This window comes from Microbulbifer rhizosphaerae, from assembly GCF_014191725.1.
GTDB classification, from domain to species: Bacteria; Pseudomonadota; Gammaproteobacteria; order Pseudomonadales; family Cellvibrionaceae; genus Microbulbifer; species Microbulbifer rhizosphaerae.
In genome coordinates, this window is record NZ_JACHWZ010000017.1 from 68,362 (window position 1) to 82,852 (window position 14,491).

Sequence of the window (14,491 nt, forward strand, 5' to 3'; positions counted from 1 at the left end):
GTGAGGCTGCTTATGGAAAGTCGGGCCTACTGGTTTCCCGCCTGCAGCGCCCGAGATCGCCCGGCAATATATTCGTCTATTTCGGCTTCCAGAATACGCAGTGGCACCGCGCCGTTGCCGAGCACCCGGTCATGAAATTCGCGCAGGTCGAAATTTTCCCCCAGCGCCTGCTCCGCCTTGGCGCGCAGGCGCAGTATGGTCAGTTCGCCCATCTTGTAGGACAGGGCCTGGCCGGGCCAGGAGATATAGCGGTTTATCTCGGTGCGCACTTCGTGTTTCGACAGGGCCGTATTCTCCTCCATCATCCCGATCGCGCGTTCCTTGCTCCAGCCCATTGAGTGCATGCCGGTGTCCACCACCAGGCGCACGGCGCGCCACATTTCGTAGGTGAGGCGGCCGAAGCGGCTGTAGGGGTCGCGGTAGAAACCGGCTTCCTCGCCCAGGTATTCGCTATATAGCCCCCAGCCCTCGCCGAAAGCGGAGATATACAGGTTGCGGCGGAATTCCGGCAGCGCTTCCAGTTCCTGGGTAAGGGCCACCTGCAGGTGGTGGCCCGGAACGGCCTCGTGAAAGGTAAGCGCTTCCAGCACGTAGAGCGGCCGTTTGTCCAGGGCGTAGGTGTTGACCCAGTAGGCGCCATGTAAGCGCCGGAAATAACCGCGCCCGCCACCAGCGGCAACGGCATGCCGAAGCTGTGGCCGATACCGATCATCGCGATACCCGCAGTGCCGGCGGTGCCGAAGGAAGTCCCGGTGGCCAGGGAAGTGACGGCGCAGATCAGGAAGGCCGCGGGCAGGAACAGCTGCGGGCTCATCAGCGACAGGCCATAGTAGATGATACTGGGCACTATGCCGCCCAGTATCCAACTGCCGATCAGCGCGCCCACGGCGATCAGCACCAGCACAGCTTCCATGCCGCTGTGTATACCGTCGATCAGGCCCTGCTGCAGTACCGCATAGCTGTGACCGAGGCGCAGGCCCAGGGCGATGGCGATAAACCAGGCGGTGAACAGCGCCAGTTGGATCGGCAGCGCCAGCAGGTTTAGGAAGACGTAGATGGTGGCGATCAGCGCGACGGTGAGGGCGGCGACCTCCAGGCCACTGGGCAAGCGGGCTTGCGCCGATGATGACGGGAGCATCATAGTGGGTTCTCCGGAGCAGCTGCTGATTATTTTTATCGTGTATTACTTTGCATGCAAAATAACTATTTGTTAAGCACAATAAGAAGAATGTTGGAAGGTGTCAACCGGTTTGGGATGGGCGGATACGAGGAAAGCGGCCCCGGGGTTCCCGGCGGGAAAAATCTTTCTGCTATGTCGATTGCGGGCCGGCCCGTCCGACTAGGGGGTACAAACTCAAGCAAATACCGACCTCAACGGAGAAATAGAGATGTCCAAAAAGATTTTTGTAAACCTGCCCGTCGCTGAACTGGGAAAATCCATCGAGTTCTTTTCCCGGCTCGGATTCGACTTCAATGCCCAGTTTACCGACGAAACCGCAACCTGCATGGTTATCAGCGACAGTATTTTCGTCATGCTGCTCACCCGTGAGAAGTTCAGCAGCTTTACGCCGGGTATGGAGATCTGCGACACGGGCAAGAGCACTGAGGTGCTGATCTGTCTGTCCGCCGACAGCCGGGAAGAGGTCGATGCATTGATCAGTAAAGCCACCGCAGCGGGCGGCAGCGCCTTCAGAGAGCCGGAAGACCACGGTTTTATGTACGGCCGCGCTTTCCGGGACCTGGACGGCCATATCTGGGAAGTTGTGTGGATGGACCCCGCTGCGCTGCAACAGGCCGGTTGACCGGCGGCTCACGAAACCCTTCCTGCAGGCAGGAGTTCTGCCGGGAAAGGTCCTCAGCTTCGGCGAACCCAACCGAGGCTGAGCACATACCGTGTCCCCGATTGCACTTTGCTGACGGAGTGCTCAGATATATCCGGGTGGAAATATTTTATTCGCGGGCTTTCATAGATCGGCGAGTCACATAAAAACTCTCCACCTGCCTTCGCTTTCTTAACCACGATATTGAGCCGGTAGTGTCTTCCGGATTTCACACGATCCGTGTGCGGTGGAATACATATCCCTTCCCTGAATCGCAGCAGATAGAGGTCAAATGGGATTGGCCAGCGTGCCGCCAGAAGAAGTAATTTCTCGTAGCCGGTATTCTGCCTGCCTTTCTCCCAGCGCCAGAATTTCACTTTACTCTCCCAAACGATCCGTTAAAAACTCCACAAACCGCCGCACCCGCACCGGTCTGGGCCCCGTACCGGGATACACCGCATTCAGCGGTGCTGAGCTGCCCTGCCAGTCTCTGAACGCCGGCTCCAGCCTGCCGGCCTCGATATCCCCGCGCACATCCAGTTCGCTTTTGTAGGCGAGGCCGACGCCATCCAGCACCCACTCGCGCACCAGTGCGCCGTCGTTGCAGATGCGGTCGCCGCTCACCTCCACCACCACGGTTTCGCTGCGACGCTGGAAAAGCCAGCGGCGGTAGGGCTGGCCCTGACTCAGGTAGATGACACAGTTGTGGGCAAGCAGGTCCTGGGGATGGCCGGGCCGGCCGTGCCGTTCAAAATATTCCGGGGCGCCCACCACCAAGCGGCGGTTGGCCATCACACGGCGCGCCACCAGCGCCGAGTCCGGCAGTTCGCCGTAGCGCAGGGCGAGATCAAGGGGTTCTGAAACCAGGTCGCGCACCGTGTCGCCGACCAGCAGGGTGAAGCGTACCTGCGGGTGCAGAACCTGGAATTCGTCCATCAGCGGGCGCAGCCACTGGCGGGCAAAGTCCACCGGCGCGGTCAGGCGTATCTCGCCGCTGATATCGGCGCAGTCGAAGTGAACCGCGTGCTGAGCATCTTCCAGCAGCGCCAGGGCGGGGGCGACCCGCTCGCGAAACAGCAGTCCCTCCGGGGTGAGGCGCAGGCTGCGGGTGTTGCGTTCCACCAAGCGCACCTTCAACTCCTTTTCCAGCCGCTTGAGGCTCGCGCTGGCTGCCGCCGGAGTTCGCTCCAGGCTGCGCGCGGCGGCGCTTAGTGAGCCCAGCCGGGCGGCTTCGACAAATAAGCGCAGGTCGTTGAGGTTGGACATTTTCAAATTTTTATTGAGGACAGTTGCAATGGTGATTGATTATTGGCGATCGCGGACGGCACTACAAATCTTTCATTTCAGATCAGAGCCACCGCCATGCGGGGCTCGTGTGGCTGAGCTTTTGAAGTGGTTGTATTTCGTGCAAAGGGAGTGGTGTATCGGCGGAGCAGATACAATCGGCTGCACTTGCAGTTACTCCACTCCTGACCAATTTTCCTGGATTCGTCCACAGGGAATTCGGTGTTTCTGAAGATAGTGAATTCATTGACATCGTCCACTGGCAAGACCTCTCATCAGCCAAGTCTGCTGCAGAAGAAGTTATGACTATTCCCCAATGCGTCGAGTTTTATTCTCGAACGATATACGGGAATAGTTCCCGCTAATGCCTGGGGTGAGGAGCACGGTGCTGTCCGCGGAGAGATGGTGAGAAGTGCGCAGGGAGGGGCTTTCGGCAATATGGAGCAGGCCTGCCAGTCCAGCCGCCCCGGAAATCGTGCACATTGGGCCGCCGGCTTCGCGCAGTGCCGCAACCGCGGTTTGTAACAGGCCCTCGCTGACGACCAGTGGGCGGGTGTCAAAACGCTGCAGAATTTTCAGCGCCGGCGCCGAGGCGATGCCGCAGGACAGCATCTCCGCGGAAGTCTCCAGGTTTCCGGGAATGTGAACCGGTTGTCCGGCGGCCAGGCCAGCTGCTACGCAGGCAGCGGTCGCGGACCCCACGGTGAATATTCGTTTCGGTTTTTGCATTACTGCCCAAAGGCCCTCTGCCATCGCCGCGGCCAGGCCGCCTACACCGGCCTGGACAAAAAGGTGGCTCGGGTATTTATGAGCTCTACTCTGCAGCTGTGTCAACAGTTCCCGCGTGAGCAGCGTGTAGCCAGCCATAACTTCCCTGACGACCGGGTCTTCGGGATCTGCGCTGGTGTCGGGTACCAGCAGGCCCTCCCCCCGCGCGGCCGCGCCGGCCGCATAGCGCACTGCGTCGTCGTAGGTGCCGGCGATAGGGTCGACCTCTCCACCGGCGGCGACAATTCGCTTCACCCGTGTCTCGCTGACTGCCGCCGGCAGGAAGATAGAAGCCCGCGTACGCGCTGCCTTCGCCGCGGCTGCGACGGCGAGACCGTGGTTACCGTCACTTGCACAGATAAGACGCGGCATCGAATCCCCGGAAAGCCCGACCGCTTTCAGTTCGTGGAGATCTTCGGCGCCGACTGCTTTCGCGAGTATTTTCAGGGCGACGGTGAAACCGCCGAGCACCTTGAAGTTTCCCAGGGGGCGTTCCGTTTCGACTTTTACCAGGACGCTCCCGACTCCGATGTGTTGCGCCAGCCGGGGCAGTTCGATCAGCGGCGTGGGTTGGAATTGGTCTTCAGTAAAAGAGAAGGCCAGCTCCGGCCAATCAAACGCTTCACTCATATCGCAAACTCCGTCGAATACTTTGTCGATGCAGGTCATTCTATCGACGGCAGCCGCGGGAAAACCGCAAAAGCCGGCCTCAGCCTGCGGGAAAGTCCCGCGCGTCGATGCAGGCCACCCCCCTGTCGGGGGACACTCGGGACTAAAAGTTGACGGCATTGCCCCATACCCTCAGTTCCGGGCTGCGGAGGGCGGCCCGGAGCAACTCCATCTTCAAATTCTGGTTGAAAGTGTTTTATAGCTGAGAGCAATTATCAGCAGCGCTCCGCGACATCACAATAGCCCATCAAGCAGCAGATAAGCACTGAACGGGAGCGAGTTATGAAAATCGATCTTTCCGGAAAAACCGCCGTTGTATCCGGCTCCACGCTGGGTATCGGCTTTGCCATTGCCTGGGGCCTTGCCGAGTGCGGTGCTGCGGTGGTGATCAACGGCCGCAATCCGCCGGGAGTGGACGACGCGGTCGCCACACTGAAGAAGGATTTTCCCGATGCCGAGGTGCGCGGTGTGGCCGCCGACCTGGGCACCGCAGAGGGTTGTGCGGCGCTGGTCAAGGCCGAGCCCACGGCGGATATTCTGGTCAACAATCTGGGTATCTACCAGCTGCAGGATTTTTTCGAAATACCCGACGAGGAGTGGACGCGCTTTTTCGAAGTGAATGTGCTCTCCGGGGTGCGACTGTCCCGGGCCTATCTGCCGGGGATGCTGGAAAAGAAGTGGGGGCGGGTGATTTTCCTCTCGTCGGAATCGGCGCTGAATATTCCCGGGGACATGATCCACTACGGTTTTACCAAAACCGCCAACCTCGCCGTTTCCCGCGGCCTCGCCAAGCGTTTAGCCGGCACCGGGGTGACCGTGAACGCGGTACTGCCGGGACCGACATTGTCCGAAGGCGTTGGGGAAATGCTGGGGGAGGATGCGAAAAAGGCTGGCGTGTCGATCGAGGAAGCCGGTGTGAACTTTGTGAAAGAGGAGCGCCCCAGTTCCATTATCCAGCGTCCGGCGACGGTAGAGGAGGTGGCGAATATGGTGGTTTACGCGGCCTCGCCCCAGGCTTCCGCCACTACCGGCGCGGCCCTGCGGGTGGACGGGGGCGTGGTGGAGACCATCACCTGACAATGACAACGGAGAATATTTGATGGAATTTAATAAACACAGTGCCCCGCAGCGCCGTTTTCTTAGCCTGCTTCTGGTCTGGATTTTTTTTGCCGTACCGCTGGCACAGGCCTCGGGGGAAAGCGAAGGAAACTGGATTACCACCTGGACCGCCAGCCCGCAGCCGCGCTGGAACGGCGACTTCGCCCTGCCCACCAACACCCCCTTCCACCTGTGGAACCAGACTCTGCGCCAGGTGGCGCGGGTTAGCATTGGCGGCGAGAGGGTGCGGGTGGTGCTGTCCAACAAGTACGGTTCCCGGCCCCTCCGTATCGGTGCCGCGCACCTGGCGCTGGCCGGCGATGAATCGGAGGTTGTCCCCGGCTCTGGTCACGCGTTGGCATTTTCCGGTGACAAGTCGCCGATGATTCCGGCGGGTGCCGAAGTAATCAGCGACCCGGTGGACCTGGCGGTGACGTCACTGCAGCAACTCGCGATCAGTGTCTTCCTGCCCGAGCCGACGCCGCCGGAAACCTTTCATTGGGACGGGTTGCAGACTGCCTATATCGGTGCGGGCAACCAAGTGGACGCTCAAGAGATAGAAGCCCCGGAAACGACCAATACGCGGATTTTCCTCAGCGGCATCCTGGTGGATGCTGCTGAGGAAGCGCGCACGGTGGTGGCTTTCGGCGATTCAATCACCGATGGCAATGCCTCCAGCCTGAACGCCAACCACCGCTGGCCGGATTTTCTCGCCGCGCGCCTGACGGAGAAAGATATCGCGGTGGTCAACGCGGGCATTTCCGGCGCGCGCCTGCTCGACAACATTATGGGAGAGAATGCCCTGGCCCGTTTCGAGCGGGACGTATTGGCCCAGCCGGGTGTAGAGACCGTTATTGTTCTGATGGGAATCAACGATATCGGCTGGCCGGGCTCGGCACTGGCGCCGGAGAAAAAAGTTCCCGCTGCGGAGCGGTTGATCGCCGCCTATCGGCAGTTGATTACCCGGGCACATATTCGCGGTGTGCGGATTATCGGCGCCACCCTGACGCCCTTCGAGGGCGCCCTGGACCAGTCCCCGATGGCGGGTTACTACTCCGCGGAAAAAGAAAAGGTGCGGCGGGCGGTCAACCATTGGATTCGCAGTTCCGGGGAGTTCGACGGGGTGATCGATTTTGATGCGATAACCAGGGACCCGAAGCGCCCCTCCCGTTTCCTGCCCGCCTATGACTCCGGCGACCACCTGCATCCGGGAGACGAGGGGTACCGGGCGATGGCGGAGTCGATCGACCTTCGGCTGCTGTAACAAAAACGCCACACCGGACAAAAACAGACGAAGGCTCTCCCGTCTCTGTTTGCGACGTGGTAATTTCCCGCCCCCCAATCGAGCAGCTCATCCCCTCCTGTTGGGGGGGTGATGACAGGCTGGCACAAATAGAATTGGGTCCGCGCTTTTCGCCGTTGTTCACTCCGATGTGATGCCGACCCTCACCGAGCAGGCGGGTATGACCGAGTCCCTAGGGTCGCTGGTACTGACGCTGTTCGGAGTGGGCGGGATCCTCGGCAATCTGATCGGCGCGCGGGTGGCGGACTGGGATCTGCTGCGTGCAATTCCGCTGATTCTGATTTGGTGCGCCGCGGTGCAGGGGCTGTTTTACTTCGCCGCCAATACTCTGTGGCTGGGGATGCTGTTCGTCGGCCTGGTGGGGGCCAGCATGGCCCTGGGCGCGCCGCTGCAGACGCGGCTGATGGACGTGGCCGAGGGTGGCCAGACCCTGGCCGCCCCTCTCAATCATGCAGCCTTTAACCTGGCCAACGCGCTGGGCGCCTGGCTGGCCGGTGTGACGGTGAAGGCCGGTTTCGCCTGGCCCTCCACCGGTCTAGTGGGCACGCTATTGGCTCTCGGCGGCCTGCTGGTGTTTTTTGTCGGGCGCTGGGTGGAAAAACGTCGCGGCGGGGTGGTGCCGGTGAGCAGTTGATCGGCCGTGGCCAACAGGCGCTGCATCTTGTCCCGGTAGCAAGGAAAGACGTTAGAAACCCTGCAGGAAAGAGAGCCTGTGCCACACTGATTTACCAACTCTGTTCAGCGGAGCGATGTTGGATCAGGTGCCGGCTCCATTGCCGGCGGGACTAAAACAGTCAAAGGAGCAACTTATGAAGGCCATCACCCGTGAGGACCTGGAACGTATGAATGAAACCCAAAAGGAGGATTTTGTACTTATCAATGTCCTCCCCCGGGAGGACTTTAAGAAGGAACATATCCGCACTTCCATCAATATTCCCCAGGACAGCGAGGACTTCATCGAAACAGTGGAAAAAGTCGCCGGTGGCAAGGACCGAGAAGTGGTAGTGTATTGCGCGAACTTCGACTGCCCTGCCTCGCCGGAAGCCGCCAAAAAACTGGACAAGGCCGGATTCCGTCATGTCCTCGACTATGAGGGTGGTACGGAAGACTGGATGGAACACCACCACTAAATAATTTCACTGTCCGGATAAGCAGGTTGCCTGACCGGATCGGCCCAGCGGCAGCCTTGCTCAATCACCATTGAGGAAGCGCACTTCGGATACTTGCCCTTTCTATTCGGTGACGGGGCCGGCCTTATTCAGACCGGCCCCGAAAATTCAGAGGAAAAATTCCTGCCGCGGGCTGCGCTGGTGACTCAGAAACTGGCGAGCACATTCTTGCCGATACTGCGCCCGCTCTCCTGCTTCCCGTGCGCCCTGCGCAAGTTGGCGGCATTGATGGGACCGAGCTCTTCCCTCATCGTGGTCTTCAGTACGCCGGCGTCCACCAGCGCGGCGACCTCGCTGAGCAGGCGATGTTGCTCGATCATATCCGCTGTCTGGTAAACCGGCCTGGCAAACATATATTCCCAGTGCACCGACAGGCCTTTGCTCTTGAAGGGCTTGATATCCAGCGTCGCCGGATCGTCGATCACAGCCATCGCGCCCAGGGGTTCGAGCAGTTCGATGATGGCCGGCAGGTGCTGTTCGGTGCCGGTTAGGGAGGCGACATAGCGCACCTGGGGAATGCCGATTTCCTTCAGCTCGCGATCCAGCGGGTTATGGTGATTGATCACATGGTGCGCGCCCATCGACTGGCACCAGGCGGCGGTTTCCGGGCGCGAGGCAGTGGCGATCACCGTGAGGCCGGTCAGTCGGCGGGCGAGCTGAGTCAGGATGGAGCCTACTCCGCCGGCGCCGTTGATAATCAGCAGGGCATCGTTTTGGGTTTTTATACCGTAGGGGACGCGGAGCCGGTCGAATAGCAGTTCCCAAGCGGTGATGGAAGTCAGCGGCAGGGCGGCGGCCTCGGCGAAGGAAAGGGATTCCGGCTTGCGCGCGGCGATGCGCTCGTCCACCAGTTGGAATTCGCTGTTGCTGCCGGGCCGGTCGATGGCGCCGGCATAGAAGACCTGATCCCCCTTTTTGAACAGCATCACTTCGGCACCGACTTCCTCGACCGTTCCGGCGGCATCGAAGCCGAGGATACGCGGGCTGCCCTCCGGCGGCGCGGCGTTGGCGCGCACCTTGGTGTCCACCGGGTTGACGGACACCGCCTCAACCTTGACCAGGATGTCCCGCGGCCCCGGGGAGGGCCTGGGCAGTTCCAGGTCGACCAGGGATTCCTCGTCGTCGGCGGGCAGGGATTTGTAGTAGCCGATCACTTTCATCGGGTTGCTCCTTATCGCTTCGGGCTGCGTATGGGAAGCCGAAACAATCGCGCCAGCGGGAGCCACCTGATTGCGTCTCTCGCTGGCGTTCCATTTGGTTAGTCGGCAAGCGCCTGTCGAACCATGGCACTGTCGACGTACTGCTCCATGCTTAGCCCCACTTCATTTCGCCCTTGGCGACCTTGGCGCCGATTTGCAGGGCGATGCCCATACCGGCGTCTGGATAGCGCTTGGTCATTGCTGCAATGAGTTCAGCGCTGTCAGCCGCCTTGGCCAACTCCTCTTCGAACGCCAGGAGGTAGTCCCGGGTATAGGTAATTGCAGAGATGTCGGTTGCCGCTCCGGGAGCCAGATGTCCGGGAATTACGGTGACCGGTTTGCGCGCCGCCATGGCGTCCAGGTTCTTCACCCAGTCTGCGCGAACCTCCGCGCTCGCCGTATCTGCCGTCCATACGTGTACGCCAGAGAAAACCATGACGCCACCGAAGATGGCATTGAGCGAAGGTACCCAGAGATAACGGCGGTTGGCCAAGCCATCGGCATCGACGATCTCGATCGTCTCGCCCTCCAGGCTCAGCGTGCGACCATCGAAAGCTTCCGGCAGTACTATGTCAGCCATGGTTTGGGGGCCGTTTTCCTTGAGTTGTGGTCCCCAGGTGACCAATTTCTTGTCGACATTGCCCTTGATCGCAGCAATTGTCGCGGAAGCAGCTATCACGCGTGCATCAGGGAACGCCGCCTTAACCGGAGCGAGGCTGAAGTAATAGTCGGGATCACTCTGGCTGATGTAGATGGTGGTCAACGTCTTCCCGGTAGCCTTGATCGCTTCAACCAGCGCTTTGCCGTCGGGAAAAGTAAAACCGCCGTCAATAAGAATGGCTTCGCGAGCACCGGTGATCAATACCGGGGCGCGAAAGAAGCCGTTTTCGCCGGCCGGGAAATGCTTCCAGTTCAGACCGGTTTCTGCGGCCAGGGCACTGCCGCTGCCGATAAAGGTCGCTGCAACACCGGCTGCGGCAATCGTCTTGAGAACATCGCGTCTTGTCTTCATGGTTTTCTTCCTCTCTATACAATGAAGTGAAACTTCGGGCGGTTTTCGGGCTTACAGGCAAAGTGATGCTGTTCAAGCAGCCCTTAACTGATCTATCAACGCTCGAGGGTTGGAGTAGATTGCGCTTGTATGCAACATTCGACGCTCTTTCCCGGTGTCGGCGACAAAAACCGGCACACCGCGCGCACCGAGTTCCCACATGAGAGTTCCTGCCCGGTTAATGCGGATTCGATTGGCTTCGAGAAGATCCGTATCGGGATGCTCCATCATCACGGCGGCCTCATCCAGGCCGAGTGAAGCCAATAGGGAGGCCAGCAATTTCAAGTCAGTTATGTCTTTGCCGTCGACGAAGCGCGCGCGCTGTATCGCCTTGAGGGCTTCCAGTTCCCGTGCCGGGGCCGTCAGTGACACCGCGGTCAGCGCTACGGTGGTGGGGCCACTGTCGAAAAATTGCCGGCGATCTCCGAGTACCTCTTCGCGATAGCGCTCTGTGAAGCTCTGCCCCGTGAGGCGGGCGATACGCTGGTCGTTGCTCCAGGCGTAGGCCGCGAAATCGTCGTCCATGGGTCTTGCCCCCTCGCCTGAAAACAGGCCGGTGGGAAGCAATTCGATGGTTGCGCCCGGAACTTCCTCCAAGGCAGACAGGGCCGGTGTGGCGCCGTAGCACCAGCCACACAGGGGATCAAACAAATAGCGAAGGGTCGTGTTCATGGCGAATTCCTCTGTTGACGGCGTCCATCATAGGGAAGAGGTATTGATCTTTAAATGCACACGTGATACACATTCTGTATGTCAAAAATATACAATCAAAGTGAAGCCGGCTTGGGAGAGTTGGGAAACCTGAGGCGCCTTGTGTACTTTGCCGCGGTCGTGGAAACGGGCTCCTTCACCGCCGCGGCGGAGCGTCTTGGTATCACCAAGGCGGTGGTCAGCCAGCAGGTTGCCCGTCTGGAAAAGGAGTTCCGAACCTCGCTCCTGGTTCGCACTACGCGCAAAGTGCAGCCTACCGAGGCAGGACACGCCTTTTATCAGCGCTGCGCCTCCATTCTGCGTGAAGCGGAAGATGCTTTCGGTGAATTGGCCGAAGCGCAGGGGGAGCCTGCCGGTACCCTGCGGCTGACAGCGCCCTTCGACTATGGGATCAGCGTGGTGGTGCCGGCTATCGCCGCGTTTGCCAAGCGTTACCCAAATTGCAAAGTGGATGCAGTCTTGAGTGATCGCACGCTCGACCTGATGTCCAGCAATATTGAACTCTCGATTCGTGTTGGCTGGCTCGATGAATCCAATTTGCAAGCCCGGCAAATCGGAACTTTCCGCCAGCTGCTGGTCGCCCCACCGGGAATGCGATCCGAGATTGAACGGCTCACCGGTCCGGCGGATATTGCCGGACTGCCTTTCGTCGCCAATACGGCCCTGCGCGACCCCTTGCGCTGGAGTTTTTCCCTGAACGAGATCGAGCGCCGGAATGTCAGTGTGCAGGCGTCCATATTTTTGGATACCACGCTCGCGGTGGGCGAAGCCGTGCGCCAGGGCGCGGGTCTCTCTGTACTGCCGGATTATGCGGTAGCGGACGATCTCGAAGCCGGGCGCCTGCTGCAGGTACTGCCGCAGTGGTCCCTTCCCGCCGGCGGCATTTATGCTGTTTTTCCCTCTGCACGCTTCCGTCCGGTCAAAGTGCGTGCTTTTGTCGAGGTACTGAGCCGTGAAGAGAAGCTGCGCTATTCAACAAAAGCTTCACGTTCCTGATATCCGCAAAAAAAGCCGGCACAAGTTCGGCGAGGGATACAGATTTCGAAGAGCGCGTTGAAAATCAGGGGAGAGCGGGTTTGGGCGGCCCGGCCCCCTCGGCGGTGCCTCTTTAGGTCTTTGGCCTAACCTGGGTCAGGTGGAGAGCAGCACCCAGGTGGTGATGGCGGTCAGCGGCGGCAGGGCCGCGGCCTTGGCAAGGGCAGGAATATCAACCCGGCAATAAACGTTGCCGGGTTGATAGTAGTGCTCCTATTGATACCGGGAGGCGTCCCTTCCGACCTGGAGCAGGCTCCTATACAGCTTGTCCGGAGGGATCGCGAAGGGCGGCCTTCAGCGCGACGAACTCGAGCCAGGCAAGGGCTGCAACGGCAAGCGCCTGTATACCTATAAAAGCGATGCCGAAAATATTCGCTGAGATCAATCCGGAAATGAGCGCCAGGCTCGCGGCCACCCAAAGTCCATTCCCCGCGATCACTAACCAGACAGCCGGGGGGCGGTGGAGCCAAAACAAAGCGACCAGCAACATAAAAACAGCGATGGGAAACAGACTGAAGCCGGCATAAATCAGCAATAGCTCCGGGATCTGTGTCAGGCCGCCAATGGAATCGTGGGCCAGCGTAAGGAGGATACCCATGGCGGCGCATGTCACGGCGTCGGCAAGCAGAATCTGGCGAAGGGAAATGGGAAGTCTGGCATTTGGCATAAAGCCTCCTCGTCAAGGATGAATAACACTTCTTTCGAACTTCTGCCGTCAACTATCTAACTTCCATGAAGGGAAATCGATTACGTTAGAGGTAATAGGAACCAGCAATTTGGCGTGTTACTGTTCGAATATGAACACTGCATCCAATTCGATCGGTCCTCTGATTCGCGAGTGGCGCCGACGCCGGTCGCTGAGCCAGCTTGCTCTTGCGGCCGAAGCAGAGGTCTCCCAGCGGCATTTGAGCTTTATTGAGTCCGGTCGCAGTGTGCCAAGCCGCGATATGGTCATCCGTCTGTCCGAACGACTTTCCGTTCCGATGCGGGAACGCAATAAACTGCTGGTCGCTGCCGGGTTCGCACCGGTTTACCGGGAGCGAGCCGCGGATGACCCTGAGCTTCACGCGGCGCATAGTGCCGTGGAGCGGATACTAAAAGGTCATGAACCGTTTCCGGCGCTGGCTGTCGATCGGCACTGGACGCTGGTTTATGCCAATCGTATGGTCCCGCAGCTTCTTGAAGGGGTCGATGAATCCCTGGTGCAGACGCCGGCCAACGTTCTACGTCTCAGCTTGCATCCGCAGGGGCTGGCGTCGCGTATTGTGAACTTCCGCGAATGGCGCGAACACATCCTCGTCCGGCTCGCAAATCAAATTGATATCACCGCTGATTCGGCGCTGATGACCCTGCAAGAGGAATTGAAAGCCTATCCAATGCCACCGGGGGCGAAACCCTTTCGGCCAAGCGAGCAGTCGACCTATGGCAAAATCGCAGTCCCGCTACAGATTTCAACAGGGCTGGGCGTCTTGTCTCTTATCAGCACAACAACCGTGTTCGGGACAGCGCTCGATATAACCATGTCGGAACTTGCCATTGAATCCTTCTTCCCGGCCGACGAGGCCACCGCCGATAGATTGGCGGACTTATATAGGGCGGCAAACTAGCCGGCCGCGGTGATGGCGGTCAGCCCCACTTCATTTCTCCCTTTCTCTGTTTGTTGAAGTGGTCAAATGCTGCTGTTTAACTGATTGAGCAGCGCCTGGGAGTTGGAGTAAATAGCGCTGGTATGCAGCATCCGGACTCCAGCGGCATTCACGCAGTTTTCCATCTGCGCGATTTCATTGGGGGTACTTAGCAGTGAAGAGAGATGCGGCGGTACTCAACGAAAGCTTCACGGCCCTGATTCGACTGCGCCGAATTCTATGCCTCGATAAGCCCGCGCTCCGCGAAGACTTCCCGGGCCGCAAAGGCCCCGTTCACTGCGGCCGGGAAGCCCGCGTAGACCGCCATTTGAATAATGACTTCTATGATTTCCTGAGGAGTACAGCCCACATTCAGCGCCCCGTGGATATGCACCTTCAACTGCGGCGCCGCGTTGCCCAGGGCGGTGAGCGCGGCGACAGTGGCGATCTCCCGGGATTTCAGGTCCAGCCCGGGGCGGCTGTAGATGTCGCCGAACGGAAATTCGATCGTATAGCGCCCCAGGTCCGGGGCGATACTTTTCAGGGATTCGATAACCCGCTCGCCCGCCTCCCCGTCGATTTCCCTGAGTTTTTCCCAGCCTCGCTGAAATCGCTCGTTGTTGTCCACATTCATGTTTTGCTCCCAAAGATGTGAAGATTGAATGGGTTCACAACCGGCCAGGCTGCTGTGTCCGCACGCCACTGTGGTCAGCAGGGCCGCGGTGTGCAGAAAGTCTCTTCTACCCGCTGCCATTGGGA

Annotated in this window: 17 protein-coding genes; 8 read left to right on the forward strand and 9 right to left on the reverse strand. The window is 59.6% G+C overall.

Translation table 11 applies throughout. The annotated features are described in order from the left end of the window. Positions 1–26 precede the first annotated feature (26 nt). Positions 27–776 carry a DUF885 domain-containing protein gene (locus FHS09_RS22590; RefSeq protein WP_343057507.1) on the reverse strand — a complete coding sequence of 250 codons (750 nt, stop codon included), beginning with the start codon at positions 774–776 and terminating at the stop codon, positions 27–29. On the opposite strand from FHS09_RS22590, the gene FHS09_RS23285 reads away from it, so the two are divergent. After that, on the forward strand, positions 695–1,045 hold the full coding sequence (locus tag FHS09_RS23285; RefSeq protein ID WP_221192075.1) for a hypothetical protein: 351 nt from the start codon (positions 695–697) through the stop codon (positions 1,043–1,045). The genes FHS09_RS22590 and FHS09_RS23285 overlap by 82 nt on opposite strands. Positions 1,046–1,388: 343 nt before the next feature. Further along, a complete protein-coding gene (locus tag FHS09_RS16500) occupies positions 1,389–1,802 on the forward strand; it encodes a VOC family protein (protein ID WP_183461910.1) in 414 nt (137 codons plus the stop codon). Between the two features lie 53 nt (positions 1,803–1,855). Here FHS09_RS16500 and FHS09_RS16505 read toward each other — a convergent pair whose 3' ends face one another. From FHS09_RS16505 to FHS09_RS16515, 3 genes are all read right to left on the reverse strand, one after another. Then, complete coding sequence (locus FHS09_RS16505) at positions 1,856–2,197, reverse strand: 2OG-Fe(II) oxygenase family protein (RefSeq protein WP_221192066.1); 342 nt, start codon at positions 2,195–2,197, stop codon at positions 1,856–1,858. A gap of 1 nt (position 2,198) precedes the next feature. Continuing rightward, complete coding sequence (locus tag FHS09_RS16510) at positions 2,199–3,086, reverse strand: LysR family transcriptional regulator (protein WP_183461912.1); 888 nt, start codon at positions 3,084–3,086, stop codon at positions 2,199–2,201. A 324-nt stretch (positions 3,087–3,410) separates the two neighbouring features. Beyond that, positions 3,411–4,502: a pyridoxal-phosphate dependent enzyme gene (locus tag FHS09_RS16515; protein ID WP_183461914.1), complete on the reverse strand. Its 1,092-nt coding sequence runs from the start codon at positions 4,500–4,502 to the stop codon at positions 3,411–3,413. Positions 4,503–4,823: 321 nt separating this feature from the next. Between FHS09_RS16515 and FHS09_RS16520 the strand changes: the two genes are divergently transcribed. The 4 genes from FHS09_RS16520 to FHS09_RS16535 all read left to right on the forward strand — a co-directional run bounded on the left by FHS09_RS16520 (position 4,824) and on the right by FHS09_RS16535 (position 8,072). Further along, a complete protein-coding gene (locus FHS09_RS16520; RefSeq protein ID WP_183461916.1) occupies positions 4,824–5,618 on the forward strand; it encodes an SDR family NAD(P)-dependent oxidoreductase in 795 nt (264 codons plus the stop codon). 22 nt (positions 5,619–5,640) lie between these two features. After that, positions 5,641–6,903 (forward strand): SGNH/GDSL hydrolase family protein, encoded by a 1,263-nt coding sequence (locus tag FHS09_RS16525; protein ID WP_183461918.1) that lies wholly within the window; start codon positions 5,641–5,643, stop codon positions 6,901–6,903. A gap of 172 nt (positions 6,904–7,075) precedes the next feature. Continuing rightward, positions 7,076–7,576 (forward strand): MFS transporter, encoded by a 501-nt coding sequence (locus tag FHS09_RS16530; RefSeq protein ID WP_343057508.1) that lies wholly within the window; start codon positions 7,076–7,078, stop codon positions 7,574–7,576. Positions 7,577–7,751: 175 nt separating this feature from the next. Beyond that, a complete protein-coding gene (locus FHS09_RS16535; protein ID WP_183461919.1) occupies positions 7,752–8,072 on the forward strand; it encodes a rhodanese-like domain-containing protein in 321 nt (106 codons plus the stop codon). Positions 8,073–8,257: 185 nt separating this feature from the next. Here the strand turns inward: FHS09_RS16535 and FHS09_RS16540 are convergent, their stop codons facing one another. The 3 genes from FHS09_RS16540 to FHS09_RS16550 all read right to left on the reverse strand — a co-directional run bounded on the left by FHS09_RS16540 (position 8,258) and on the right by FHS09_RS16550 (position 11,033). Beyond that, entirely contained in the window at positions 8,258–9,271 is a 1,014-nt protein-coding gene (locus tag FHS09_RS16540; RefSeq protein WP_183461920.1) for a zinc-binding alcohol dehydrogenase family protein, read from the reverse strand. A 151-nt stretch (positions 9,272–9,422) separates the two neighbouring features. Then, on the reverse strand, positions 9,423–10,322 hold the full coding sequence (locus tag FHS09_RS16545) for an MBL fold metallo-hydrolase (RefSeq protein ID WP_183461921.1): 900 nt from the start codon (positions 10,320–10,322) through the stop codon (positions 9,423–9,425). A 72-nt stretch (positions 10,323–10,394) separates the two neighbouring features. Next, entirely contained in the window at positions 10,395–11,033 is a 639-nt protein-coding gene (locus tag FHS09_RS16550; RefSeq protein ID WP_183461922.1) for a DsbA family protein, read from the reverse strand. A 78-nt stretch (positions 11,034–11,111) separates the two neighbouring features. On the opposite strand from FHS09_RS16550, the gene FHS09_RS16555 reads away from it, so the two are divergent. Next, on the forward strand, positions 11,112–12,068 hold the full coding sequence (locus FHS09_RS16555) for a LysR family transcriptional regulator (protein ID WP_183461923.1): 957 nt from the start codon (positions 11,112–11,114) through the stop codon (positions 12,066–12,068). Positions 12,069–12,363: 295 nt separating this feature from the next. On the opposite strand, the gene FHS09_RS16560 is transcribed toward FHS09_RS16555, so the two are convergent. Next, positions 12,364–12,774, reverse strand: a complete 411-nt coding sequence (locus tag FHS09_RS16560) for a hypothetical protein (protein WP_183461924.1) — start codon at positions 12,772–12,774, stop codon at positions 12,364–12,366. A gap of 130 nt (positions 12,775–12,904) precedes the next feature. On the opposite strand from FHS09_RS16560, the gene FHS09_RS16565 reads away from it, so the two are divergent. Beyond that, positions 12,905–13,714, forward strand: coding sequence for a helix-turn-helix domain-containing protein (locus tag FHS09_RS16565; RefSeq protein ID WP_183461926.1), 810 nt, complete (start codon positions 12,905–12,907; stop codon positions 13,712–13,714). 256 nt (positions 13,715–13,970) lie between these two features. On the opposite strand, the gene FHS09_RS16570 is transcribed toward FHS09_RS16565, so the two are convergent. Further along, entirely contained in the window at positions 13,971–14,366 is a 396-nt protein-coding gene (locus tag FHS09_RS16570) for a carboxymuconolactone decarboxylase family protein (protein WP_246395100.1), read from the reverse strand. Between the last annotated feature and the right edge of the window lie 125 nt (positions 14,367–14,491).

Bases quoted from the DNA above. Each gene is read 5' to 3' on its own strand.
- FHS09_RS16500 (WP_183461910.1), top strand. From the start codon at position 1,389: ATGTCCAAAAAGATTTTTGTAAACCTGCCCGTCGCTGAACTGGGAAAA.
- FHS09_RS16545 (WP_183461921.1), bottom strand. From the start codon at position 10,322: ATGAAGACAAGACGCGATGTTCTCAAGACGATTGCCGCAGCCGGTGTT.
- FHS09_RS16550 (WP_183461922.1), bottom strand. From the start codon at position 11,033: ATGAACACGACCCTTCGCTATTTGTTTGATCCCCTGTGTGGCTGGTGC.
- FHS09_RS16525 (WP_183461918.1), top strand. From the start codon at position 5,641: ATGGAATTTAATAAACACAGTGCCCCGCAGCGCCGTTTTCTTAGCCTG.
- FHS09_RS16510 (WP_183461912.1), bottom strand. From the start codon at position 3,086: ATGTCCAACCTCAACGACCTGCGCTTATTTGTCGAAGCCGCCCGGCTG.
- FHS09_RS16540 (WP_183461920.1), bottom strand. From the start codon at position 9,271: ATGAAAGTGATCGGCTACTACAAATCCCTGCCCGCCGACGACGAGGAA.
- FHS09_RS16565 (WP_183461926.1), top strand. From the start codon at position 12,905: ATGAACACTGCATCCAATTCGATCGGTCCTCTGATTCGCGAGTGGCGC.
- FHS09_RS16520 (WP_183461916.1), top strand. From the start codon at position 4,824: ATGAAAATCGATCTTTCCGGAAAAACCGCCGTTGTATCCGGCTCCACG.
- FHS09_RS16530 (WP_343057508.1), top strand. From the start codon at position 7,076: ATGCCGACCCTCACCGAGCAGGCGGGTATGACCGAGTCCCTAGGGTCG.
- FHS09_RS16560 (WP_183461924.1), bottom strand. From the start codon at position 12,774: ATGCCAAATGCCAGACTTCCCATTTCCCTTCGCCAGATTCTGCTTGCC.
- FHS09_RS16515 (WP_183461914.1), bottom strand. From the start codon at position 4,502: ATGAGTGAAGCGTTTGATTGGCCGGAGCTGGCCTTCTCTTTTACTGAA.
- FHS09_RS16570 (WP_246395100.1), bottom strand. From the start codon at position 14,366: ATGAATGTGGACAACAACGAGCGATTTCAGCGAGGCTGGGAAAAACTC.
- FHS09_RS16535 (WP_183461919.1), top strand. From the start codon at position 7,752: ATGAAGGCCATCACCCGTGAGGACCTGGAACGTATGAATGAAACCCAA.
- FHS09_RS16555 (WP_183461923.1), top strand. From the start codon at position 11,112: ATGTCAAAAATATACAATCAAAGTGAAGCCGGCTTGGGAGAGTTGGGA.